We start from the raw sequence: 24976 nt of genomic DNA, 5'->3' as shown, positions 1-24976 counted from the left end.
ATTGCAACACTAAGTTAAGTGAATCTTCTGACATGGCAAAATACTGGGTAATATATTATTACTCAGTATTTTAAATTTATTTCTAACAATATGTGTTGCGGAATTAAGGGACAAGAAAATCATTGCCGCCTCACAGGTATCCAGCGTGTCGAAAGCATTGCAAGGAACCGTAGCTGGTCTGCAATCGTTCTCTACCAGCGGACAACCGGGTGAAGATGCCAGCATCTACATTCGCGGCGTAGGTTCTGCCAATGCCACCACCACACCGCTGTACGTAGTGGACGGCGTGCCTTACGACGGTGCCTTGTCGTCTATCTCTTCGCAAGACATTGCTTCGGTGACTGTACTGAAGGATGCCGCCGCCGCTTCACTGTATGGTTCACGTGCTGCCAACGGTGTGATTATGATTACTACCAAGCAAGGACAAAACGGTTCGGCTCCTACCATCCAGCTTTCAGCCAAGTATGGTTTTTCGAGTCGCGCCGTACGCGACTACGACCAGTTGAGTACGAACGACTACTTCATGCTGCAATGGGAGGCACTCCGCAACAGCTATATGGACAACGGTCAAAGTGCTGAATCGGCTGCACAGACAGCTTCTTCTATTCTTGCCACTACGGCAACAGGTGGCTTGGGTATCAACCCTTACGGCACACAATATCCCCAACCGGTAGGCACGGATGGCAAAATCGTGGCAGGTGCTACTCCGCTGTGGGATGACAGTTGGGAAGATGCTTTAAGCCAGGATGCCCATTATACTGATATCAGTGCCAGCATCTCGGGTGGTAGCGAACGTACCAAGTATTATTTCTCGCTGGGCTACCTGAACGACCAAGGTGCTTACATCTGTTCGGGCTTCAAGCGTTATAACCTCCGTACCAATATCACGACCGACTTGCGCAAATGGTTGCAGGTAGGACTGAACGTATCGGCTACCCACTCTGTTCAGGATTATCCGAAACAAGACGATACGGCTATCGGAAACATCGTACTGGCCGCCCGCAGTATTCCGTCGTTTTATCCTGTGTATGAACGTGACTTGACCACCGGCGAATATTTGCTGGATGAAAATGGCAACCGTATTTACGATTACGGAAACTACCGCAAAGGTTCGTACAACGGTTATAACTTCGCGCAATCCATGTTGTACGACAAAAAAGAATACAAGCGCGATGCGGCTTCGATACGCGGTTATCTGCAAATCACTCCCCTTGAAGGATTGAGCTACAAAATGTCGCTCAACATCGACTACAACAGCCGCTTCGCACATTTTTACGACAATCCCACTTACGGCAAAGAACCATTGACCGGTGGAGTGGAGAAGGAAAACGTGCGTACAACGGGACTTACTTATAATAATGTCATCAACTGGAACCATACGTTCAACGAAAATCACGACGTACGCCTGATGGCTGGTCAGGAATATTACGAATACAACACGTCCAATTTTGGAGGTTCCCGTACCGGTGTCATTACCGACGGTTACTACGAACCCGATGTAGCTTCTACACTGAGTTCTTTCTATGGCAACAGCGACCAATACAAATTGTTGAGCTTCTTCGGCAGTGCGGAATATTCGTACCAAAGCAAGTATTTCGTATCGGCATCGGTACGTACCGACGGCTCGTCACGTTTCCACCCCGACCACCGCTGGGGAACATTCTGGTCGTTTGGCGGTTCGTGGAAGATTTCACGTGAAAAATTCCTTGAAGAGGCTGCAAACGACTGGCTGACCAACCTGACCCTCCGTGCCAGCTACGGTGCACAGGGTAACGACAATGTGGGTTATTATGCCTATAAGGCACTGTATGAAATAGGCAGTTCATTCGGCGAATCTACCTTGCACGCTTCACGTCTGGAAACACCGGAACTGAGTTGGGAAACCAATCTGAACCTGAACGTGGGACTTGACTTCGGTTTCTGGAGCAACCGCCTCAACGGAACCATCGAATTTTTCCAACGTGCATCTAAAGATCTGCTCTTCGCACGCGACCTCGTTCCGTCGGGAGGATTTTCCAGCATTGATGCCAACATCGGTAAACTGAAAAACTATGGTTGGGAATTTACCATTAACGGTACGCCTGTACTGACCAAAGACTGGACGTGGAAACTCAGTGTCAACGCTACGACATACAAGAACGAAATCGTTGAATTGCCTACTGACGTGATGTGGCAAAGCACCAAGAAATGGGTGAAAGGTGGCTCGCTGTACGACTTCTGGTTGTATGAATGGGCAGGTGTGAATCCGGAAAACGGTAATCCGCAATGGTATTATACCGATACCGACGGAAGCCGGAAAATCACCGAAGACTATTCCAGCCTGACTTCGGACGACAAGGTGAAGGTGGGCAGTTCGTTGCCGAAAGTAAGCGGTGGTTTCCAGTCAGACCTGACCTGGAGAGACCTTTCACTCTCGATGTTGTTCTCATACGCTATCGGCGGCAAGCTGTATAACAACGACTACAAAAGCATGATCAGCGTATCGGGAGGAAACGGTTCTACCTTAAGCAAGGATATGCTCAACCGGTGGACACCTGAAAACCGCTATACCGACATCCCGCGTCTGTCGTACGACCAGACCAGCTACTTCACCAGCAGTTCCAGCCGCTGGTTGGTAAACCGTTCGTTCTTGCGCCTGAAAACCGTTACATTATCGTATAACCTGCCAGAGAAATGGCTGCACTATGCCACTATCAAGCAGGCAAGCATCTTCCTGCAGGGCGAAAACCTGCTGACTTTCTGCCACCAGCAGGGACTTGACCCCGAACAGCCTATTAATGGTATGGTTTCATACCGTTATCCGGCAATGAAGACATTCTCTTTCGGTATCAATGTAACACTTTAAAAAACACTTTTAAACTATGAAACTGAATTTTAAGACTATATGCTTTGGGGCACTGGCTGCCTGCACCTTTACAGCCTGCGACCTGGATACGGCTCCCACGACTTCACTCGATGCAGATGCCGTTTACAAAAACACAGAAAATGCCGACCGTGTGATGCGTGGCGTATGGAACTATATTTTCAATAGCGGTTCAACGTATGCTTCCATCGGCTATGGTGCCATCATGATGAACGATGACTTTGCCGGTTCGGACGTAGTGCGTACCACCAGTTACGGATATTCATCCAGCTATAACCTGACAAACGGCTATGGACGCGGCGAAATCAATGACGTGATGTGGGACATGGTATACGACCCCATCAACAACTGCAATGCCGTATTGGCAAACATTGATAACATCGAAGGCGAACAAACAGAGAAAGACCGTATCAAGGGACAGGCTTACGCTACACGTGGTTTCCTTTACATGCTGTTGGCAAGCCACTATTCTTTCGCCATCGACAAAGACCCTAATGCCGTATGTGTACCCATCTACACCGAGCCTACCAGTTACGATATGGCAGTAACCGGAAAACCCGCATCCAGCGTATCGGAAGTATATGCGCAGGCACTTGCCGACCTGAAAGCCGGATATGATTTGATTCCGACGGATTATAACCGTGGAAGTAACGCGACCGACCAGTATAAAATAGACCATACAGTAGTAGCAGGCTTGCTGGCACGTACCAGCCTGTACGCCCGCGAATGGCAGGAAGCCTACAATTATGCCGATGAGGCCATGAACCTGAAAAACCGTTACCTGATGAATGAAACGGAATACAAGAGCGGATTCAACAATGCCTTAAATCAGGAATGGATGTGGGGTTACTCATGTACTATTGACGACAACCTTCCCGCCTATAACTTTCATTTCAAAGATAGCACGACACCAGGAAGCGGTTACTCTTGCCTGAATGTAGACCCTTATTTCAAAGAACTGTTTGATGATAATGATTACCGTAAAGGAATGTTCTTTTGGGGGCCCAATGCCGGATACGGTGAATGGACCATGCTGAGTTCGAAGTTCAAATTCGCCGATGTCGACAATATGCTTGCCGACATTGTGATGATGCGTGTAGCCGAAATGTACCTTATCAAGGCAGAAGCTGCAGCACACCTGCCGGGAAAAACCAGTGAGGCACAAAGCCTGTTGAAAGAACTGCGCGACGCACGTATGAAACCGGGCTATACCGCAGCCGAAATTACAGCTACAGGTGATGACCTCCTGAAAGAAATCTGGCTGGAACGCCGCAAGGAATTGTGGGGGGAAGGATTTGCACTGACTGATATCATCCGCAACCAGCAACCGGTGGAGCGTAAGGCATGGCAACACTTCGTAGAATGTACTTATAACGAACATGAAGATGGAAGCGTAACCGACAAGACACCTATCGTAACCGAAACCGGAGATGTCATCTTTGCCGATGATAAAGACGAGGCTTACCAAAGCAAATATTGCGTTATCCTGCAAGGACACTCTACCGTGAAGCTTCCCGACGGAACAGATTTTGTTCCGAACAGCAAGTACTACTTGTTCCGTATCACTGAACAGGAAGAGCTGCAAAACCTGAATCTGTACAACGACCATCCGAAACTGGATATTTACAGATAATCTGGCAAACGGAAGGAAGGCATAAATACTCTTCAATGCCAGCCAGACAAATAAAAAGAGATGTTTCATACGGAGCATCTCTTTTTATTTTACTACTTTTGCAAACGAAAACCATCCTAATGAAACTTTACCCCATGAAGATACGAACCATCGACTTAGGAGAGAGACCCGTAGTGCTGGCTCCTATGGAAGACGTGACCGACCCCGCATTCCGCCTGCTCTGCAAAGAGTTTGGTGCCGATATGGTATATACCGAATTTGTATCGAGCGATGCCTTGATACGTTCGGTAGACAAGACGATGACGAAACTCAACATCAGTGCCGCCGAACGCCCCGTAGCCATTCAAATATATGGCAAGGATACCGATACAATGGTAGAAGCGGCACGCATCGTTGAACAGGCTCACCCCGACATCCTCGACTTAAACTTCGGTTGCCCGGTAAAGCGGGTGGCTGGTAAAGGGGCAGGGGCAGGCATGCTTCAGAATATCCCCAAAATGCTGGAGATAACCCGTGCCGTAGTGAATGCGGTGCAGATTCCTGTTACGGTAAAAACCCGCCTGGGATGGGACGAGAACCACAAAGTCATCGTAGAACTTGCCGAACAGTTGCAGGATTGCGGCATCGAGGCATTGACCATACACGGGCGTACCCGTGCACAGATGTACACCGGCGAAGCCGACTGGACCCTGATAGGTGAGGTAAAAAATAATCCGCGTATGCGCATTCCTATCATCGGGAACGGTGACATCACTACTCCCCAACGTGCAAAAGAATGTTTCGACCGCTACGGTGTGGATGCCATTATGATAGGCCGTGCCAGTTTCGGACGCCCGTGGATATTCAAGGAAGTGAAGCATTATCTGGAAACGGGCGAAGAACTTCCTCCACTTTCTTTCCGCTGGAAGCTGGACGTATTACGCCGTGAGGTACAAGACAGCATCAACCTGCTCGACGAGCGCCGGGGCATCCTCCACGTACGCCGTCACCTGGCAGCTTCTCCTTTATTTAAAGGTATTCCCAATTTCCGCGAAACCCGTATCGCTATGCTCCGTGCCGAAACCCAAGTGGAGCTTTATGCGATACTGGACCATATCGAAACAATATTGGAAGAACAAGCGAACCTGCAACAAACCTATGGACATGAATAACATGAAAACAACTTACAAGAAAAGCTTACAACTATTATTTCACCTGACGGGCATCGCCTGTCTGCTCCTTGCGCTGGTTTCTTGCGAAAAAGACTCATCCGCCCCCGCAAGCGACACAATAGACTATTCGGACAACCGATGCTGGTTCGAGAATAAGCAAGACGCTACGGGAAAAGACGTAGACCTGTTTTATGTAGTCCCGACCTGCATTTGGGACTATACCGACTCGTTGGGGCAAACCCGGCACCACATGGACATCTTCAATACGGAACAACGTGCCTTGACAGACCCTTCCATCCAATTGGCTAAAAGCGTATTGGCAGATAGCTGCAACTTCTTCTCTCCTTATTACCGCCAGATTTCGATGGACAGCTGGCTCACCTTGGACACGGCACTCATCGAAGAGCGTTTCAAGCTGGCTTATCAAGACGTGGCGGACGCTTTCCATTATTATATGGAGCACGACAACCAAGGGAAACCGTTCATCCTTGCGGGACACAGCCAAGGAGCCAAGGCGGTTATCGAACTCCTGAAACGGGAAATGACACCCGACAGCAGCCGGAAGCTCATCGCCACTTACGCTATCGGCTATACCGTGACACCGGAAGAACTTGCCGGTTATTCTACCTTGCACCCTGCACAAGACTCCATAGATACGGGCGTGCTCATCGGATTCAATAGCGTAACCCGTCCCGATGCCGTATCGCCTTTGTTCCGAGACAATGTGGTGTGCATCAATCCTGTCAACTGGCGCACCGATGCTACCCCAGCTACCTCTTACCAAGGATTTACCGTCGCGCAAGACACTACGATTCATACACTTATCGTGACGGGCATCGATGAAGAGCAGTATTTCATCCCCAGCGTGGCAGCCCTTTTGCCTAAAGGAAACCTGCACGTACAAGAGTTCAACCTTTATAACGAAGACCTGCGCAAGAACGTATTGCAACGCATCCGGGCATTCCGTCAGGCACAGTAATGCATTTCCCTATGAAAAGAGATGAATACCCTTTTACTGCTCCCGTACATAGACTTTCTTTTCCACTCCTACTCCTGTCACCGTAACCTTTTTCCAGTGCAAAGGCAAAACCGAAGGCAACTGTATAATGCCTTCTTCGGTTACTTGAAGCCCACAAAATCCATTCAGCACGGCTTGAAGCAAGCCTCCTGCTCCAGTCATGAAATAAGGGTTGTTGCTTGAAGGTGTTTCAGACAGTACCCCGAAAGGAGGACGCCAGTTAGGCTGATAACAACGGCAGAACATTTCATAGGCTTTTGCCGCATTGCCCATTCGTGCATATTGTACACAAAAAACGGCATACGACATCATTGGACCATCGCGCTGGTCAATGCGTTCAGCATAATAGGCAAGGTCTTTTTGCTGCTGCCTGACATCGGTGATTTTTCCCAACGGGTAAGCCAGCAGGTTGACATCTGCCTGTTTGATGGTTTCACCTTGATACGTGGCATGTTCACGCGTAACTCCATCTTCAAACTGCAAGATACGCAAACCACGGCTCACTTTACCCCATACAGAAGGTACTTGCTCACCACATACCCATCCGGCACGGGAAGCATAGTCTAATACCAACGAGGCGGAAGCGTTGGTAAAGGCATTATCGGTTACACCATTGGCATATTCATCTGCTCCAGTTACCCCGACAATCGAATAGGAACCGTCGGCATTACATACCGAACGACTTACCCAAAACTCTGCTATCTCTTTCAGCAACGGAAAACCTTCACGCTTCAGCCAGACAGAATCACGGGTCACACAATAATAATTCCAGCAAGCAATGCCCACATCTGCTGTAATATGATGTTCGAATGCCCCGGTCAGGGCAAATGTCGGTGTCGCCTCTTCGCCCGTATCGTCGCTTTCCCACGGATACATTGTTCCCTTATATCCGTATGCCATTGCTTTCCGGCGTGCAGGCTCTTTTCGGTCTGCACGATAATCAAGCATCGACCGTGCCATATCGGGTTGCAGCAAAAGCATCGGAGGATACATCCAAAGTTCAGTATCCCAAAAGATATGTCCATTGTAACCTTGCGAAGAAAGTCCCATCGGTGGAATACTCAACCGGCTTCCGGCACGGCAGGATGCATATAAATTGAACAAGGCGAAACGTACCAACCGCTGGGCATCATCATCTCCTTCGATACGAATATCGCTTTGCCACAAGGTATTCCATAACCGTTCATGTGCCTGTATCAATTGCGTCTTTCCTTTGTGAACAGCGTATACCACCTGGCGTTCGGCTTCATTATAAGGATCAGTAAAGTCTCGTGACGAACAAATACTGCCTACCAACGAGAACGAAAGTGTTTCACCTTTTTTCAGAGGCAACATAAAAAACAGCTCACCGGTTGCTTTATCAAACGAAGGTTTCCATTGTTCAGCACCGTCGAACATAAAAGTCGATGCCGCTGCTACCTGCCTGTACTTTCTTGCAGAAACGGCTTCTGCCTCCAACAGATACAAGCGTGTACCATCGGCATCCAGTTCGCGATAGCGTACGGTATCTGCAGCATAATCATCGGGCACATTCATACCGTTCCGTATCTCCAGCACTACATCCGCCAGTGCTTTCACCTGCACCGATACCAATCCAGCGTATGGAAGGTTTCGCAAAGCACGTAATCCAGACACTACTTGCACTTTCCGTCCTGCCTCAAATGTTGTGCGGTGCACTGCCCGGCGCATATCTACCGTCTGCTCCCAAGCCTTAATACAGGTAGTATCTATTATCATGCCATCTATTTTCATCTGTATTCCAAAAGGATTGATTCCTTTCATCACCCGGCTCACCACACCTGGAGCAGCTGCATCAAACACATGATTCAGCACTACCTGCCCTATGCGGAAAGGTTCTTTATCCGGCAAAATGCCAATACATCCGCTTGCCATCGGAGCCGAAGCATACGAAGCATGCAAATCTGTAGCCCGTACCTGCCACAAGGCATCGTTTTCTACACTTGCTTTCATTATATTCCAGTTGAATATACACGACAAAGCTATACCTAACCAACGTAGATTCATAATATTTAGCAACTGAAGTTATTACAACAAAATGATTGAAAACAAAAAGACACGAAGACGCACTGTTTTTTCACGTTACATTTTCCTGTGTCTCCGTGTCTTTTTATTCATTGGTATATGTTCAAGAATCAAATTCGCTCCAATCGGTAAGCCGCATGTCGCCTTTCTTCAAGAATACCTGGTGCATACCCAGAGCAGCAGAAAGACTATGACAAGTCTGTCCTTTGGTAGAAATCTTCAGGTAATCCCATAGAAGTTGTTTGTAATCGGGGTGTGCACAGTTTTCAATGACAGCCTGTGCACGTTCCATCGGGCTTTTTCCGCGCAAGTCAGCAATTCCCTGTTCGGTAATGATGACATTAACCGAATGTTCGCTATGATCCAAATGCGACACCATGGGCACAATAGAACTGATACACCCGCCCTTGGCAGTAGAAGGACATGAGAATATGGAAATGTAAGCACTGCGGGTGAAATCGCCTGAGCCACCGATACCGTTCATCATCTTCGTGCCGCAAATGTGGGTAGAGTTCACGTTACCGTAGATGTCGGCTTCGATGGCGGTATTCATCGAGATGACTCCGATGCGGCGGATTACTTCGGGACAGTTGGATATCTCGGACGGACGAAGCACCAGCTTGTGGGCAAAGAAGTCCATGTTTTCGTAAATGTCTTCCAGGCAATCATTTGTTACACTGAGCGAACAGGTACTTCCGAACTTGATACGTCCCTCTTTAATAAGGGTAATGACCGAATTCTGGATAACTTCAGTATACATTTCGAAAGGAGGGATACTCGAATCACGGCCTAAGGCGCTCAATACAGCATTGGCTATGTTGCCTACTCCCGATTGCAGAGGCAGAAACGTAGAAGGAATAATGCCCCGTTTCATATCTGCCGAAAGGAAATCGGCAACGTTTTGCCCGATTTTATCCGTTACCGGATCGGGGGCACTGAATCCGCGTGCTTCGTCGGGAATGTCTACTTCTACCACTCCCACGATTTTTTGAGGATCTACCTGAATGTAAGGAAGTCCGATACGGTCACTGGGACGTACGATGGGAATCGGACGACGGTAGGGAGGACGCTCCATTTCGTACAAGTCGTGCATACCAATGATGCGTTTACTGTGTGCAGCGTTCAGTTCAATAATGACCCGGTCGGCAAGACGAGCGATGGTAGGTGTAATGCCTACGCCGGCAGTAAGGTAAATACGTCCGTCATCAGTCAATTCACAAGCTTCCACAATGGCAGTAGTGACATGTCCCAAAAAACCGGACCGTAAGCGTTGAGCCACTTGCGAAAGATGAATGTCGGTGTAATTGATTTCTCCATTGTTCACCGCTTTGCGGAAATCGGTGTTGGTGGTATAAGGGGCACGGAACTTGATAGCATGTGCCCGTGTCAATACCCCATCACACGAGTCGCCTGTTGAGGCTCCTGTGATGATTCCAATGCGGAACTCTTCACCCCGCGCATGTTTTTCTTCGGCTTGTTTAGCGAGTTCGGCCGTAACGGCTTTGGGACTTCCTGCCGGAGTAAAGCCGCTAAGAGCTATGATTTCACCGTTTTGTATCAGGCTGGCAGCTTCTGCCGCCGTCATTCTGTTGTAGTTCATAGTGTTCAGGTATTAAAAATATGTATTAGTATTTCCGTTTGAATATCTCCGAATAAATGAATGCTTTCCGTGCTTCCGAAGGAGTACGGAACCGAATGCCAGACCGGGGCTGGCAAGAAAAGTCTGACGAAACAGGAGGTGGTGTATTCCGTGGTTTTGAGACACGGCGTGCCGGCTTAATGAGCTGTGCCGGTTGTACTTTCTCTACAACATTTTCTGCTTCCTCTACAGATTCTATAGGAAATGGAACCGTCGTTTTCGGTTGTTTGGACGGCCGTTTCTTAGGTTCCTTTGTCGCTTGCTTATAAATGGCAATGGCAATAATGGCAAGTATGATAAGGAAATTCGACATATTCGTATTATTAAAAAAGGATTTTGCCAAAGATAGTAATTTTTCACCGAAGAATCATAAGAACTGTTTGCTTATTGTGCGATACGGAATAGAATTATTATCTTTGCACCCGTTTTGGGTATGTATTATGATAGGAAAGTGAGTCACAGGTGGGCAGAAATGCGGGAAATGGGTAACAAAGGTTCTGTTTTTGTGTATTTCAATCTGTCTTGATGACTTTGAATTTGTTAATAATTAATAATGCATGGAGAAATGGCCGATAATTTTGTCATCCATTCCCGCCGTGCTTAGAATCTATAATATAAATAATTAATCGTATGACAAACCAGATTGCGGGAACGGACTTTAAATCCGCGACCGGAAAAGAAACAAAAAAATTGTTTATCGAGACCTACGGATGCCAGATGAACGTAGCTGATAGTGAAGTGGTGGCTTCCATTATGCAGATGGCCGGATACACGCCTTGCGACACACTGGATGAAGCCGATGCTGTGTTTATGAACACATGTTCCATCCGCGACAATGCCGAACAGAAAATCCTAAACCGGCTGGAGTTTTTCCATGCCTTGCGGAAGAAGCGTAAACACCTTATTGTAGGTGTGTTGGGCTGTATGGCTGAACGGGTGAAAGAAGACTTGATAACTAATCACCACGTCGATTTAGTGGCAGGACCAGACGCTTACCTCGCTTTGCCTGACCTGATTGCTTCGGTAGAAGCAGGAGAGAAAGCTATCAATGTGGAACTTTCTACTACCGAGACATATCGCGATGTGATACCTTCACGCATTTGTGGCAACCGCATCTCAGGATACGTATCGATTATGCGCGGATGCAATAACTTCTGTCATTACTGCATTGTTCCTTATACCCGCGGACGTGAGCGGAGCCGTGATGTGGCAAGCATCCTGAATGAAGTGAATGACCTTCGACAGAAAGGTTATAAGGAAGTGACCTTATTGGGACAAAACGTAAACTCGTACCGTTTCGAGCAGGAAGACGGCAGCGTTATTACTTTTCCAATACTATTGCGCACAGTGGCAGAGGCGATACCTGATATGCGTGTCCGTTTTACCACATCACATCCCAAGGATATGAGCGACGAGACACTTCACGTAATAGCCGAAGTGCCCAATGTGTGCAAACATATCCATCTTCCTGTGCAGAGCGGCAGTTCACGTATTCTGAAACTGATGAACCGGAAATATACCCGTGAATGGTATTTGGAACGGGTAGCAGCCATCCGACGCATCATTCCAGATTGCGGACTGAGTACTGACATTTTCTCCGGTTTTCATTCGGAAACGGAAGAAGATCACCAGATGAGCCTTTCGCTGATGCGCGAATGTGCCTACGATTCTGCTTTTATGTTCAAGTATTCGGAACGTCCCGGCACATATGCCTCGAAACATTTGCCCGATGATATACCCGAAGAGGTAAAAATCCGCCGGCTGAATGAGCTGATAGAACTTCAGAACCAACTTTCGGCAGAAAGCAATGCAAAAGATGTAGGCAAGACATTCGAAGTATTGGTAGAAGGAATTTCCAAACGGTCGAAAGAGCAATTGTTCGGACGGACGGAACAGAACAAAGTCGTAGTGTTCGACCGTGGCATGCATCGGATAGGAGATTTCGTAAAAGTCCGTATTACCGACTCAAGTTCGGCTACACTCAAAGGAATAGAAGTGGTTTGAGAAAAAGCAGAACACTACATTTAATAAAGTAATATAAATAAGAACCTAACTAAAAATAAACCAAACGAACAATGAAAAAAAGAATGACACTCAGTTGGCTGTTTGCCCTTTTGTGCTGTTTGCCGATATTTGCCCAAATGCAAGACCCGGTACAGTTCAAAGCTGAATGGAAAAATCTTTCGGCCACAGAAGCCGAAATTGTCTTTACAGGTACAATCGATGCCGGCTGGCATGTATATTCTACCAACCTTGAAGAAGGAGGACCCACTTCTGCGACATTTAATGTAGACGAAATAGTTGGAGCAGAACTGGTGGGCAAACTCATTCCTGGTAATGGAGAAATAGAGCAGATTGACCCGATATTCAACATGCAAGTGCGTTATTTTGAAGGAACGGCAAAGTTTACTCAAAAGGTGAGACTTACAGGAGGTGACTATACTGTAAAAGGTTACTTGGAATACGGAGCCTGCAACGATGAAAACTGCCTGCCTCCTACCGCTGTTGACTTCTCATACAGTGGAAAACTTGATGCACCTTCGGCAAACGCACCGGTAAAGAGCGACGTGGTACCTGTCTCGTCTGCTCCTGCCGATACAACTTCAGTAGCATCAGCCGATGTTCCAGCTCCTTCTGCACAGCTGAAAGGAACGACAGACTACTGGAAGCCGGTTATTAAGGAATTATCCGAGTTCGGCGAGACCCAGCAACAGGATACGCATTCGTGGGTATACATCTTCTTCGCCGGATTCATCGGCGGGCTGCTCGCCTTGTTCACTCCCTGTGTATGGCCTATCATTCCGATGACGGTCAGCTTCTTCCTGAAACGCTCGAAAGACAAGAAAAAAGGCATCCGCGACGCGTGGACATACGGTGCGTCTATTGTAGTAATTTACGTGGCATTAGGGCTTGCCATTACATTGATATTCGGCGCAAGTGCACTGAATGCCTTATCGACCAATGCCATCTTCAATATTTTCTTCTTCCTGATGCTGGTGGTATTTGCCGCTTCGTTCTTCGGCGCGTTCGAAATCACCTTGCCTTCGAAGTGGAGCAATGCGGTTGACAGCAAAGCAGAATCCACAACAGGTTTGCTTAGCATTTTCCTGATGGCATTTACCTTGTCGCTGGTATCCTTCTCTTGCACCGGACCGATTATCGGTTTCCTGTTGGTAGAGGTATCTACTACGGGCAGTATTATCGCCCCGGCATTGGGCATGTTGGGCTTTGCCATAGCGCTTGCCTTGCCGTTTACACTCTTTGCGATGTTCCCCTCGTGGCTCAAGTCGATGCCGAAGTCGGGAGGCTGGATGAACGTTATCAAGGTAGTCTTGGGCTTCCTCGAACTGGCTTTTGCTCTCAAGTTCCTTTCGGTGGCAGACTTGGCATACGGTTGGCGCCTGCTGGACCGCGAGACTTTCCTTGCCCTGTGGATTGTCATCTTCGGACTGCTGGGCATGTACCTGTTGGGTAAAATCAAGTTCCCGCACGATGATGATAGCAACAAAGTAGGTGTAGGTCGTTTTTTCCTTGCGCTTATATCTCTCGCCTTTGCTGTCTATATGATACCAGGACTATGGGGAGCACCCTTAAAAGCTGTAAGTGCCTTTGCACCTCCCATGCAGACGCAAGACTTCAATCTTTACAAGAATGAAGTACACGCCAAATTCATGGATTTCGATGCCGGCATGGAATATGCACGCCAACAAGGCAAACCGGTAATGATAGACTTCACGGGATACGGATGTGTGAACTGCCGTAAGATGGAACTTGCAGTATGGACAGACCCGCAAGTAAGTAAGCTTCTTACCGAAGATTACGTGCTGATTACACTCTATGTAGACGAAAAGACCAAGTTGCCCGAACCTATCAAGGTAATGGAAAACGGCAAGGAACGCACGCTTCGTACTGTAGGTGATAAGTGGAGTTACCTGCAACGGTCTAAGTTTGGTGCCAATGCCCAGCCATTCTATGTCTTGTTAGACAATGAAGGCAATCCGCTCAACAAGTCGTATTCGTACGACGAGGATGTAGCAAAATACATTGATTTCCTTCAGACAGGACTGAAGAACTACAAGAAATAAAAACAGACGCCTGTTGTTTGATGTAGGTTTCATCAACAACAGGCGTCTTCTTATCAGGACACCATGCCTCATTTATCCAGACCAAACTTTTTCCTGTAATAGGATTGTGCAGTATAAAGTGCCGCAACAGGATTATTTCCAGTCACCCGGTCTTTGGTTACAAGCGTAGTGACATACGCCCTTCTCAACCCAGCAATTTGTCCAGCTCGTCCATATCAACATCTTCCAAACTCATACCTTCGCCTTGTTCGATAGATTCCTTGATTTGCGCTTGCACGACTTGCGCGTCTTGTGTCAGTTCTTCGCAATCTACATAATCAGACAAGTCTGCTTCTGCATCGCGAGGAAGTCCTTCTTCTGTAAAAGTTGCCTCATATTTTTCCAATGCACTTTTGTAAGCTTTCAATTCTTTGGTTTTCTTTTTCACATTTTTGATGTCATCCGCTGAAAGAGCTGCTCCAACTGCCAAACCTGCAGCAGCTCCTATCCAAGCACCTTTTTTCCCTCCGAATTTCTTCCCAAGCAAACCTCCTGCAGCTGCACCGCCTCCTATTTTCAACAAGATAAGACCACCCGATTTTAAAGCCGCATTCGTCAGTTTCTTTGCCGTTTCCGGATGGCATATCTTTCCGTCTTGGTCATACACGAGGTAATGATATTGTATGCTTCCGTCCTCGTATCGCAGCGTATCACCATTTTCATTCAGTATGGTCAGTTTCTTTACTTCGAAGGATGGAGCTTTATCTAAGAATGTTTTCGCATTGATAGTGTCGCCCGATTGTTCATCGGTTTTCTCAGATGATTCAGTTGTACCATTTACTTGGTCTAAGACTTCGTTCGTTTTTTCCAATCCTTTGTTTAACTTGTTTAACCATTTTTGTGCCGATACTCCTTGCACCAAAAAGAGTGCCATTACTGCCATAAACAGGCTTCTCATAAATAAACAGTGTTTCATAATTTGATTTATTAAAGATTAGTTAATTCTTGGTATACATTTTCATACGGACTTGTCGGTGTGTGAAGTCTCCTTCGGCTTGCAACATCACGTCTTGCATGTTCCGGTATTCTATTTTTGTTTTTCCATCGTTTTGCGGACGGAAAAAGATACCGGCAGGCAGTTGGGCACGGTTGAATTCCAATTCTACCACTCCTTTTTCGTCTGTTATACCGATAAGTTCAAAGTCGGCGGTTTGCTTGTCAAGCATTTTCCGGAATTTTCTGTCCGAATTATAGGCGGAAGATAGAGGACGTTGTTTTCCTTTATACGCCCATATCTCTAACCCTTGCAGTGCCTTGCCCTCTTGAAGCGTTTTCCACTCTACGCAGGTGAACATAATGAAAAGCGGTTGTTTTTCCAATTGCCGTTCCAGTCGGTCGATGCGTTCGCTATAAAACACGCTGGGGTTAAGGTGGTAGAGTTTTTGGATAAACTCAATGGCTCCGTTCACATATTGATAGGCCTCTTGTTGTGTGCCTCCTGTTTTCCGGATGCGGATTACTTCACGAAGTGCCGTTCCTGCTTGTTCATCGTAAAAGATGCACGTATCGCATAGGTTGATAGACGTTTGTGCGGCTCTACGCTGGGTTTCGTTCGCGCCTTGCTCGTTTTTAGCTAAAGCGAAGATTTCCTTTGCGTCTTTATATTTGCGGATGCCGAAAAGGCGGTTTCCTTCCGTTATCTTCGCGTCATACGGGTCTACGATAACGGTATCGGTTTTTACCAGTTCTAATACGGCATAACACTTTTTCATTTTTCCTTTCAAGTCACCGATGTTGATAGAAAGGCGGTTGGTCAGGTCGGCATAGACTTCCAAGTTGGTCAGTTCCGAATAAGCCATTTCAGCGGCATCTTGTTTTTGCTCCAACTCTTCCAGTTTTTCCCAGTTAGCATCCTCTGCGGCTGCATTCTCGTCATTTTCCAGCTTGGCGAACCAGTCCTTGTATTCCTTTTGGGCAAGTTCCATTTTGCTCTTTCCTGCTTCCAAGGTAGCGACAGGGATAATCACGGAAGTAATGTGGATGTTTTCGTCCGAAGGATTAACCTTTTGTTCTATTTTAGCTTGCAATTCAATGGGGCAGGCTATTTGCAAATCCTTTATAGAGGTGGTAAACTCTATTTCCGCCAGTTTTTCATCAGTCACGAAATCGCTTGGCTGCGTCTGGTCGTCCATGCGGATAGGGTTGGTCACTTCTTCTATCAGGTAAGCGATGAGGAAGTCCGGCTTGATGACGCTGGTGAACTCCGTTTTATATACATTTCCTTCCCGGCTTATTTCGAGTTTAGGGTTGCGCGTGGCATCCTTATCGAAAATTACGCGATACTCGTACAGTCCGTCTTCCCGTTTGCCGTCTACCTTGATTTGGAAATCCTTCTTTTCGGTTTTTACAGGATAAATCACCAAATCCTTATGCTTGGAAATCAGCAGTATGCCACAGTCTCCATTCAAGTCGTCTATACGGTCTTCATTAATTATACGGCTGTTCGAGATGTAATCGTTTTGGGCGGATAAGCCGATGGAACATCCTAAAAAGAAGAACAATGTGCATACAAGCCTGCTGCTGTAATATAATGTTTTCATGATAAGTATGTTTATAAGTCAAAAGCTCCAAGAGTGGATATGTTCACATCCGGTTCTTGCCTTACGTTGCCTACAAATTCCGGTTGCCACGTGCGCACATGGATAACAGGTTTATCTTCATCCGTGAAATCCCAAAGCAGGAAAAGATAGCCCACATCGCTGTAATTGCTCGAACGCCATTCCTGACGCAGCCGGACACCGAACATATTGGGATTTATTTTTGAACGGGTAACGCCGGCACATGCGTTTGGCAAATTGCCGTTTTCTTCGATGTCGCTGAGCTTCACGTCAATCCACTTGTTGCGCAAAAACGCTTTTTTCAGGTTGGCGATGTATTGCTCTTTGTTTTGTTTCTTATATACGACTTTGAGTTTGTTGGCATACCGGTCTTCCATTGGTTTGACTGATACTACAGTACCGGTGATAATCAATGCGTCATCGCTGAATATCTGGTTTATGAAATCGATATCCTTTTGGTTGTATGCCGTTTGTAGGCGTTCGCAATAAGCTCTTATTTTCATCCGTTTCTCCACTTCGGCTACGCCACAATGTTCCATGCTTTCGCCTAATTGGGCATCCAGCGAGAAGCGGAAATCTTTGATGCGTCCTTGCCGGTCGAAGTCGACCACCGCTTCTTGATAGGTCCCGTTGCCGAACTCATCTCCTTCCATCTGGATAATCAACGGGATGTGGCTCACCATGTATTCTTCTCCGTCGCCGAATACCCAGCAACGTTCTACCACCTCTTCATCGTCGCAATAAAAGTGGATATTTGCCCAAAGCATGTGCAGGGAGCGGTCGGCAAAATCATCCAGGGCCAGCCCTACGGTATTAAGCAACCGGTTCTCTTTCTGTGCCCGGTTTATCTCGGTCAACACTTGCGACAAATTGCGTTGCATTTTATCTATAATAGCGCGGTTGGAAAAGCTTTCATCGGTTGTAAGTATTACCGATACTTCTTGTGCACAGGCTTTCTCGGATAAAAATCCGTTAAGTACAAGGATTGTTATGAATAAGAATAATTGTTTCATGGGTTATGTTATTTGCTAAGTTTCACACCAATGGCTCCACGCCCTTTGTAGTTGGCAACTCCGTCCGCTTGCAGGGTACGCATATTGATTCGTTCCGCCCCTTCGCTCAGGATTGCCTCGACTTCTCCTGCCCGGTTATAAATAATCAGTACGTAATCGTCCGGGTTGGAGAGGGAAGCATACCGGTTGTATTCCGTTATTAACCCTTCTTTCTTTAAGGTTTCCACACAGGCAGGAACTTCATCGTACATTTTCAAGGCAAGCAGCCGTTTGATGGCTTCCGGTTGTTCTGCGGGTTGCGATGCGGGATCTTCCGTTATTTCTTCTACCTCGGAATCCGGCATCTCTACATCCGAAACAATCACGTTCTTGCCCGTGATGATATCCGATTTCTTCACGTAGGCGAATGCCCGGTACATATTCCCTCTGGGCAATTCTATTTTATTATATGATTGTGTGACGTTGGTCATCACCACTTCCCAATCCACATCCGTTTCTTGTTTCTTTTTCTTCTCGCTTACCCACCTTTGCGCTTCATCTTTCAGCATATCAATAGCGGTCATCATCGCTTCCTCCTTATCAGGCATCGTGGTTTCGGCATACAGATAAAGCGAGCTTTTCTTTATCTTGTTGATTTCTTTTTTTTGCTCCTCTGTCTGTTGGGCATAGCTTCCTGTTAGGGCTTGCAATACGAGGAGAAGCATCAGGCAAAATTTAGTTTTCATTTTCTATTGCTTTATAATCGGTAATATTGAATAATAACTCTCTTCTCAGGCTCCGTGTCGGGATATAGACAAACAGCCTTCCCACGATAGGCCCTTCTTGCTTTTCCATGGTATCAATGGGAACAACGACACTCAGCATGTGAATGAATCCGCATGCTTCGTTTACCATAAATAAGGTACCCGTATAGGTAGAATCAGTCTTGGCTTTCATCCCGAAATAAGGTGTGCATTCCTCCCATTCACACATGTCCAGCCAATCGTTCAGCCAAATGGTGTCTTTCGCTTCTTTATATCCATACATATCCAGCGTGATGGATAGTCCGTAATTTTCACTCGTTTCTTTGGTAAGAAACAGGTTGGCAATGCTTTGATAAGGTTTCCGGGGACTATTTACCAGTTTCCAACCCTGTTCCTCGTCTTTCTGAAAATAAAGGTCGTTCCGGATGCTTTCTATCAGAAAAGAAGCACCTTTCTTTATATAAAACATACCTGTTTTAGGGAACGAAACAGATTCATACTTAAAAGAGCTATATGCATCCGAATGGAATTTTTGCATATCCCTTAAGTAATTATTCTCTAGTTCGATGAGGTTGCAACCGGATAGCAATTGGTAATCTGCTTCGAAAGCCAAAGCCAATAGTTCTTTCCCCTTTTCCGACCAACTTGCCCGGTAACCGCTAAAGGGCTGGTAAGCAATATTGAACGTTTGGGTACTGTCCAGCCGAAGCGCATCGGCAAAACTTCCGGTTTCGCACACTATGTTGTCAAACCCCAAACGGATTTCTTCGTCAGTTCCTTTCAACAAGTCGCGTTCCAACAGATAGCGTTCAAGAAAATCATAGACTGGTAAAGATGCGCCTGTTTTCATTTCTTCCGTAAAAAGCCTTAAACCGATATGTTCCACTTCGCCCCAGACATTGACCCGCACAACCAACGGACGCGACTTATAAGCGAAATGCGTATGAGTTCCGGTAGATAATGTATCAATACCCGGCAGGGACAATAAAGAAGCCATTGCCCGCAAACGGGCAGTCGCATAATACCCAGTTCCCCAAACAGGAGAACAGACACATATCCACAAGACCAATAACAGACAATGGCTTTTTTTCATAACTACTATTTATTTATGTGTGATGATAGGTTTGTTCCCATTGTTCTGGTGAAGAGTTACCAGATTCACTTCTCCATTTCGCCAAGTACCTACAGCATATTCTCCAGGTTCTGCCACAATATCTCCTTTCGAACCTGGAATCACATGCCGGGTCTTGAAGGTCATTGTTCCATTTCCTTCGGGCTTGCCGTTCTTCAGGTCTCCTTTGTAAGTAGCGAAGCCTAAGTCGATTTTATTCGAGACAGGTTTCTGAACAGGCTTTGTAGTTCCTTCATCTTTCCCTTTGTCTTCCGGTTCTTCTACAGTAGGTCCTTCATATTCTTCGTAGATTTCCGAATAGAGCTTGGCGGTAGCAGAAATCTCTTCGTTGCCTTTCACCTTGACGGTTATGGTGGTTTCTCCTTCGCCCACAACTTTTACTACTCCGTCCATTACCGTAGCCACGGCTTCATTGCTCGAACTCCAGATATACGTAGCTTTCGCATCTGCCGGAGTAGGCACAACGGTTAATGTATCGGTTGTATCGACCCAAACCATCGGGTCGTAGTCCGCTATTTCCAGCTTGGTTATCGGTGTGTCGGAGCCTGCACTTAGGAAATAGGTTGCTCCGCCGGCAACAGCTATTACTGCTGTTGCGCCGATGACATACATGAGTGTCTTATTCTTCTCTCTGTTTGTATTTCCCCCTTCAGAAGGAACCAACTCTTTCCCACATTTAGAACATACGAAATCCGATTTTTCAGCTTCTTGTATTTGGTCACACAATTCACATTCGTCATTGACACAAATTCCTTTTATTTTTGCCATAACTCAAATTATTATAAACAATTTAACTCATTATTAATAATACTCATAGCTAATGCTTTGTATTCTGCATACTTAGGATTATATTCATTTCCTTCACATACAGAAGGCAAAATAATTTGTTTAACTACCCCACCTACAGCTTTTTGCAATTCTTTCTTTTGGTCATTACTTCTTGCTTGTGTCCTCAGTTCTTTTTCAACTTGAAATTCAAGTTGTTTGTATTTCTTGAAATCATGACTTAAAACCTTTATACAGGCAGTAAAATCTTTGGCAAGTTTTATCCAATTGTCTCCAAATATTTCATCTGGCTCATTCATTGCAAGGAATTTTTCATCTGTTGTTGGATCTTGTTGAGGCTTTATTAATTTAAGCGCAAAAGCTAATAGCAGAAGCCTTTTTACAGAACCTTCCAACTCTTCAGGACTTGCTTCAAAAATAGGAGGTAAAGGTTTCGAGAAACTTTCTGTATGAAGAACCATTTTGTTTAACTCCTTTTGCGGAGAAGCTAAAAGTTGATCATACTTTTTCTTTAACATACGCATATTTTCAAGATAACGTAAGGGGAATCCTGCATTTGCATAAACTACAACTATTTGATTGGGATGACCTACATTTTCAGAAAGGTCACCATCTACAAATTTCGGGATAAAGCCAGGAACCTTATTCTGAAAGGCTGCAATCAACTTATTGCAGAATTTTTGAGCAGGCTCGCTTTCTGCTTTGGGAAGGGCAATCTGTACCATTGACATCATTTTGCTTTCATTGTCATTTATCACTTTAGATGTCTCTGCTGAATTGAATTGCACGTAAGAACGCGAAAAATCAATGATATAATCTACAAAAGCCTCTATCTTTTCATCTGAATTTAAATCAACTTTGAGTTTGTCAAGAATGTTAACCCCTATCAATTTCATCAACGGATCATTTTTCGCTGTATTTTCCATTGCCATACGAGCATTTTTAGAACAGATATTAAGTATAATGTCTGTAACCGTATCATGATCCATTGAGGCATAAAGGTTTGCAAAGGTGTGTTCCCCTTCTTCCCCAAGTCCCTCTATCATCTTTCTGCGGATTTCTGCCGCATTTTCGTTTTGATAGTTATGATTGATAATGTATGTTTTTGTCAATTCTCGTACTTTATCCGCATCATATTTTTTGATAACAGAACTGTCTTGTACCGAATCCTTTTTGCATCTTGATTCTGCTTGCTTCACTACATTATCCAAGATTGCGTCCATATCTGTTTTGACTGCTTTGATGCATTCAATCATGCTATTCAATTCAATAATGATTTCTTGCAACAATAATACAGCATAACCATAAGATTCTTTCTTTGTAGATGTTTCATAATAATTACGCTTTGCGGAACAGAAACCACTGAACACTCTTGAAGAAGCATTGGTAAAAGTATCTCTTGCCCATCCGATATTTTTCCATTCATTCTCTGCAGCTTTGGCGGCATTGGCATGTTCTGTCAATTGTAATTCCAATTTGGCGATTTGTTGCTTAAAACTTTCTATACGGTCCGCACAATCATCTCGTAATATTTGTGCATACTTTTCTATTTCAAGTATGCTTTTACTGCCTTTAGTTCCTGCGGCCCAATCATTGAAAAGCAATGTTTCTATATGTCTACGAATATGTTTTGCATAACCTTTCAATTCTTGTTGCTGTATCTCAAAAAACTTCTTGACACCATGTTGGCGGAAATTATCCGTGAAATAGCTATCAATCAGTTTCGTGAATTGTTCCAACCACATTTTTTTAGGATGCTGTTGTTGTACAAGTCCCGCTAATTGTTTGGTTCTAGTATCCCATGTATTGTAAAAAGTTTTCCATTTAGTCGTGTTCGGAGATTCTTTGATTGGTTTTTCTAATGTAAGGTGAGCATTCGATAATTTAAACCGTTCTCTGTTGTTTATATCTTTTATTTCATCAACAAAGCCAGAACCCACTTCTTCAAGAGAACATACACCATACCCGATTCCTTCTTGCCATAAATTATACGTTAATTGTCTTGTAGCTTGAATGGCATAGTTGTAGGTAACATATTCATCGATTTCTGTTTCCGGATATTCTATTCTGGTAATTCCGAATGACATAAATTTACGGCTGCGGTTAAGATCTCCATTTTGGTCACGTTCAGGTCCGGCTCCATCATTCTCGCATCCAACTAAACGGGACATTTTGCCTGCGGTGCCATTACGATTGGCGACAACTATTGTCTGAAACAAGAAATCTGCTACATCTGAAGGTAAACGACTGCTTAAATCAAGAATTTTCCCCTTTTCATTTACGTTGCTGTATATATAAGCGACTTCAAAACCTTCTTGTCCCTGCATTAAACGTTGAACTTCTTGTGTAAATACATCTTTCTCGCCTGTAACATCAAGAGGATAGTATTTACCTGTACTGATGGCATTCAACTCCATCAAAGCAGCGTATCCATTTGCCTGATAAAAGCCACTATCATGGTCAGGATATACCATGTTTATTTCCGGCATATAGAGAAATAAACGAATTTTAAAGGCATGTGTTGATTCTTGATAAGGATATGTCTTTCGAATCTGTGAAAGGACATCTACGATAGATCCCGAACCTGTTCCTCCTGCTAATCCGGCGCAAATATGAAATGTGACATCGTTTACCTTAGATGCATCTTGTAACTGATTTACGGCAGCATGTAAAACGTTGTTGAAATTATTCTTATTGCTTTTATCCGCTAAATTGTTTGCAATCAGCATACGTCCTAGTCTACGACGTTGTCCTCCAATACCTGCCGTGATTAATGGACCCATATGTTCCTTTATCAATTCCTCATCTCTAGGAGATATGAAACTTTGCAAACCCGGATACATCTCTAAATGTTGAAGCATTGAGGTGCTGATCCCATTGATATTTACCTTTTGTGCATCACCAAGATGTACACTTTTGCCTAAAACTTTCCATCCGCTTTTGTCATTAAGGTCTGCTGGAGATGAATCTAAATAAATGTAATTTAAGTATACACCTCCACCCGGTTCATTACTATGGTATTCTTCATAGATGCGTTTCCGCAATTCACGGAGAACCTTGCCTCCTGTTCCTCCTAGCCCGATAATAAGATGATTTGACATAATATTAATATTTTAAATTGTTATTGATTCCATCAGAATACATCGTTTGAGTCCGTAAATGTTGTTGATGTATAGTTATTGTAACGCTTTTGCTTTGATATACTCCTAATCACCAGCACCGCCCCCACAATCACAAAGCCTAAGCACCACAACAAGCGGCGCAGGATATAAAAGCGCAGGAACGAACGGATTTCGGCACCCATTACCGCAGGGAGCTGCTGGGCGGTATAGCCGGTGAACTCTCCGGTGTCGAAGTAATGCTGGAGGATAGGGTATTCCGTGACAAGCCAGTCGATTACCTGTTCGGATTCCTGTCCGGTGATTTCTTGTGAAGGAGGGAAATACGTGCCGACCAGTTGCTGGATTTGCGATTCATAGTAAGGACTGATGTTGATAATCTTGATGGCACCCACAATCATCGTGCATTGGAAGGCAAGCAAGAGGAAGAGGAAAAAGCCTATCACATAGCTGATGGGAGTGAATGTGGCGTTCCGATACCAGCCGCGTATCAGGAAGAAAAATAAGGCAAGGCAAATGGCAGTAATTAGGATACCCCAAATGATGCTGCTGAAAGAGAATCTGAGAAGTTCGAACAAGCCCCACATAAGTGCATACCTCCTGTTGTGTGTCAGGAAAGGCTCATTCCATAGACGAATTAAGATTTAGTTTGGACAAAAATGAAAGACGTGAGCCTGTACCTGTTGCTCGTCCTACGCTTGGAGGCCTTCGCATTGCCCATCGTAGTAGAACGAGCAACGCAGAGCCCACGCCGATATGTATAATAGTTTTTCTATCTCTTATATAATAAGATGATATAGACAGAAATTATAGTGTATACACACCCTTGGACATCTATTGCTGCTTTGTTTTAACTACGATTGGAAAAGTTACGAATTTTCCAAACGTCAAGCCCAAAGCGTTAGTAAACGCCTTTCATATATGATTCCCGCTTTTCCACTAATTCAACAAATGTGGAAATCGGCGTGAAGCATCACAAATGTATGTATATTTTTTGGAAAAACAAATCAATTTGAAATTTTTTTTACGGATTAGGACACAGCTCTTTATAGTCAAAAGTAAGTGAAATGCGAATAATTCGTTTAAAAGTTGTATCTTTACGGCATGGAAATGCAGTTGTCGACATCAGAAATAGAAAATTTACGTAAACTTCA

The 24976-nt window shown here is 45.1% G+C and carries 17 protein-coding genes; 6 read left to right on the top strand and 11 right to left on the bottom strand.

Features of this window, described 5'->3' with window-relative positions; genetic code table 11:
* Nucleotides 1-40: 40 nt before the first annotated feature.
* The 4 genes from B5F71_RS11945 to B5F71_RS11930 all read left to right on the top strand — a co-directional run bounded on the left by B5F71_RS11945 (nucleotide 41) and on the right by B5F71_RS11930 (nucleotide 6626).
* Nucleotides 41-2845, top strand: coding sequence for a TonB-dependent receptor (locus B5F71_RS11945; RefSeq protein WP_343285805.1), 2805 nt, complete (start codon nucleotides 41-43; stop codon nucleotides 2843-2845).
* 16 nt (nucleotides 2846-2861) lie between these two features.
* Nucleotides 2862-4496, top strand: a complete 1635-nt coding sequence (locus B5F71_RS11940) for a RagB/SusD family nutrient uptake outer membrane protein (RefSeq protein ID WP_087210613.1) — start codon at nucleotides 2862-2864, stop codon at nucleotides 4494-4496.
* 134 nt (nucleotides 4497-4630) lie between these two features.
* The gene (gene dusB / locus B5F71_RS11935; RefSeq protein WP_022039134.1) at nucleotides 4631-5647 is read left to right on the top strand and encodes a tRNA dihydrouridine synthase DusB; all 1017 of its coding nucleotides are present in this window, start codon (nucleotides 4631-4633) and stop codon (nucleotides 5645-5647) included.
* Nucleotides 5640-6626 carry a DUF3089 domain-containing protein gene (locus B5F71_RS11930; RefSeq protein ID WP_241148599.1) on the top strand — a complete coding sequence of 329 codons (987 nt, stop codon included), beginning with the start codon at nucleotides 5640-5642 and terminating at the stop codon, nucleotides 6624-6626. Before dusB ends, B5F71_RS11930 begins: the two co-directional genes overlap by 8 nt.
* A 33-nt stretch (nucleotides 6627-6659) precedes the next feature.
* Here B5F71_RS11930 and B5F71_RS11925 read toward each other — a convergent pair whose 3' ends face one another.
* The 3 genes from B5F71_RS11925 to B5F71_RS11915 all read right to left on the bottom strand — a co-directional run bounded on the left by B5F71_RS11925 (nucleotide 6660) and on the right by B5F71_RS11915 (nucleotide 10660).
* Complete coding sequence (locus tag B5F71_RS11925) at nucleotides 6660-8690, bottom strand: glycoside hydrolase family 65 protein (RefSeq protein ID WP_087210611.1); 2031 nt, start codon at nucleotides 8688-8690, stop codon at nucleotides 6660-6662.
* A 121-nt stretch (nucleotides 8691-8811) separates the two neighbouring features.
* Complete coding sequence (locus tag B5F71_RS11920; protein ID WP_022039137.1) at nucleotides 8812-10308, bottom strand: acetyl-CoA hydrolase/transferase family protein; 1497 nt, start codon at nucleotides 10306-10308, stop codon at nucleotides 8812-8814.
* Between the two features lie 25 nt (nucleotides 10309-10333).
* Nucleotides 10334-10660: a hypothetical protein gene (locus tag B5F71_RS11915; protein ID WP_087210608.1), complete on the bottom strand. Its 327-nt coding sequence runs from the start codon at nucleotides 10658-10660 to the stop codon at nucleotides 10334-10336.
* 317 nt (nucleotides 10661-10977) lie between these two features.
* Between B5F71_RS11915 and miaB the strand changes: the two genes are divergently transcribed.
* Nucleotides 10978-12351 (top strand): tRNA (N6-isopentenyl adenosine(37)-C2)-methylthiotransferase MiaB, encoded by a 1374-nt coding sequence (gene miaB, locus B5F71_RS11910; protein WP_087210606.1) that lies wholly within the window; start codon nucleotides 10978-10980, stop codon nucleotides 12349-12351.
* A gap of 71 nt (nucleotides 12352-12422) precedes the next feature.
* The gene (locus B5F71_RS11905) at nucleotides 12423-14432 is read left to right on the top strand and encodes a cytochrome c biogenesis protein CcdA (RefSeq protein ID WP_087210603.1); all 2010 of its coding nucleotides are present in this window, start codon (nucleotides 12423-12425) and stop codon (nucleotides 14430-14432) included.
* A 184-nt stretch (nucleotides 14433-14616) separates the two neighbouring features.
* Here B5F71_RS11905 and B5F71_RS11900 read toward each other — a convergent pair whose 3' ends face one another.
* From B5F71_RS11900 to B5F71_RS11865, 8 genes are read right to left on the bottom strand one after another with little or no spacing between them, the layout of a single operon-like run.
* Nucleotides 14617-15369 carry a hypothetical protein gene (locus tag B5F71_RS11900; RefSeq protein ID WP_087210601.1) on the bottom strand — a complete coding sequence of 251 codons (753 nt, stop codon included), beginning with the start codon at nucleotides 15367-15369 and terminating at the stop codon, nucleotides 14617-14619.
* A 40-nt stretch (nucleotides 15370-15409) separates the two neighbouring features.
* The gene (locus B5F71_RS11895) at nucleotides 15410-17011 is read right to left on the bottom strand and encodes a hypothetical protein (protein ID WP_087210598.1); all 1602 of its coding nucleotides are present in this window, start codon (nucleotides 17009-17011) and stop codon (nucleotides 15410-15412) included.
* 11 nt (nucleotides 17012-17022) lie between these two features.
* Nucleotides 17023-18042, bottom strand: a complete 1020-nt coding sequence (locus B5F71_RS11890; protein ID WP_087210595.1) for a hypothetical protein — start codon at nucleotides 18040-18042, stop codon at nucleotides 17023-17025.
* A gap of 8 nt (nucleotides 18043-18050) precedes the next feature.
* A complete protein-coding gene (locus B5F71_RS11885) occupies nucleotides 18051-18767 on the bottom strand; it encodes a hypothetical protein (protein ID WP_143269889.1) in 717 nt (238 codons plus the stop codon).
* On the bottom strand, nucleotides 18757-19878 hold the full coding sequence (locus tag B5F71_RS11880; RefSeq protein WP_143269888.1) for a hypothetical protein: 1122 nt from the start codon (nucleotides 19876-19878) through the stop codon (nucleotides 18757-18759). Before B5F71_RS11880 ends, B5F71_RS11885 begins: the two co-directional genes overlap by 11 nt.
* Nucleotides 19879-19887: 9 nt before the next feature.
* Entirely contained in the window at nucleotides 19888-20685 is a 798-nt protein-coding gene (locus tag B5F71_RS11875) for an Ig-like domain-containing protein (RefSeq protein ID WP_087210586.1), read from the bottom strand.
* Nucleotides 20686-20696: 11 nt separating this feature from the next.
* Entirely contained in the window at nucleotides 20697-23804 is a 3108-nt protein-coding gene (locus tag B5F71_RS11870) for a tubulin-like doman-containing protein (protein ID WP_087210583.1), read from the bottom strand.
* 32 nt (nucleotides 23805-23836) lie between these two features.
* Complete coding sequence (locus tag B5F71_RS11865; protein WP_087210580.1) at nucleotides 23837-24409, bottom strand: hypothetical protein; 573 nt, start codon at nucleotides 24407-24409, stop codon at nucleotides 23837-23839.
* Nucleotides 24410-24976: the final 567 nt, after the last annotated feature.

It is taken from the genome of Bacteroides sp. An269 (assembly GCF_002159755.1).
GTDB lineage: Bacteria > Bacteroidota > Bacteroidia > Bacteroidales > Bacteroidaceae > Phocaeicola > Phocaeicola intestinalis.
Note: the sequence above shows the minus strand (reverse complement) of the source record. Positions and strands in the feature narration are given on the sequence as shown.

Excerpts from the sequence above, each read along its gene's own strand:
- B5F71_RS11880 (WP_143269888.1), bottom strand. The coding sequence starts at position 19,878 with ATGAAAAAAAGCCATTGTCTGTTATTGGTCTTGTGGATATGTGTCTGT.
- B5F71_RS11930 (WP_241148599.1), top strand. The coding sequence starts at position 5,640 with ATGAATAACATGAAAACAACTTACAAGAAAAGCTTACAACTATTATTT.
- B5F71_RS11865 (WP_087210580.1), bottom strand. The coding sequence starts at position 24,409 with ATGTGGGGCTTGTTCGAACTTCTCAGATTCTCTTTCAGCAGCATCATT.
- B5F71_RS11885 (WP_143269889.1), bottom strand. The coding sequence starts at position 18,767 with ATGAAAACTAAATTTTGCCTGATGCTTCTCCTCGTATTGCAAGCCCTA.
- B5F71_RS11940 (WP_087210613.1), top strand. The coding sequence starts at position 2,862 with ATGAAACTGAATTTTAAGACTATATGCTTTGGGGCACTGGCTGCCTGC.
- B5F71_RS11895 (WP_087210598.1), bottom strand. The coding sequence starts at position 17,011 with ATGAAAACATTATATTACAGCAGCAGGCTTGTATGCACATTGTTCTTC.
- B5F71_RS11900 (WP_087210601.1), bottom strand. The coding sequence starts at position 15,369 with ATGAGAAGCCTGTTTATGGCAGTAATGGCACTCTTTTTGGTGCAAGGA.
- B5F71_RS11875 (WP_087210586.1), bottom strand. The coding sequence starts at position 20,685 with ATGGCAAAAATAAAAGGAATTTGTGTCAATGACGAATGTGAATTGTGT.
- B5F71_RS11890 (WP_087210595.1), bottom strand. The coding sequence starts at position 18,042 with ATGAAACAATTATTCTTATTCATAACAATCCTTGTACTTAACGGATTT.
- B5F71_RS11905 (WP_087210603.1), top strand. The coding sequence starts at position 12,423 with ATGAAAAAAAGAATGACACTCAGTTGGCTGTTTGCCCTTTTGTGCTGT.
- miaB (WP_087210606.1), top strand. The coding sequence starts at position 10,978 with ATGACAAACCAGATTGCGGGAACGGACTTTAAATCCGCGACCGGAAAA.
- B5F71_RS11870 (WP_087210583.1), bottom strand. The coding sequence starts at position 23,804 with ATGTCAAATCATCTTATTATCGGGCTAGGAGGAACAGGAGGCAAGGTT.
- B5F71_RS11925 (WP_087210611.1), bottom strand. The coding sequence starts at position 8,690 with ATGAATCTACGTTGGTTAGGTATAGCTTTGTCGTGTATATTCAACTGG.
- dusB (WP_022039134.1), top strand. The coding sequence starts at position 4,631 with ATGAAGATACGAACCATCGACTTAGGAGAGAGACCCGTAGTGCTGGCT.
- B5F71_RS11920 (WP_022039137.1), bottom strand. The coding sequence starts at position 10,308 with ATGAACTACAACAGAATGACGGCGGCAGAAGCTGCCAGCCTGATACAA.
- B5F71_RS11915 (WP_087210608.1), bottom strand. The coding sequence starts at position 10,660 with ATGTCGAATTTCCTTATCATACTTGCCATTATTGCCATTGCCATTTAT.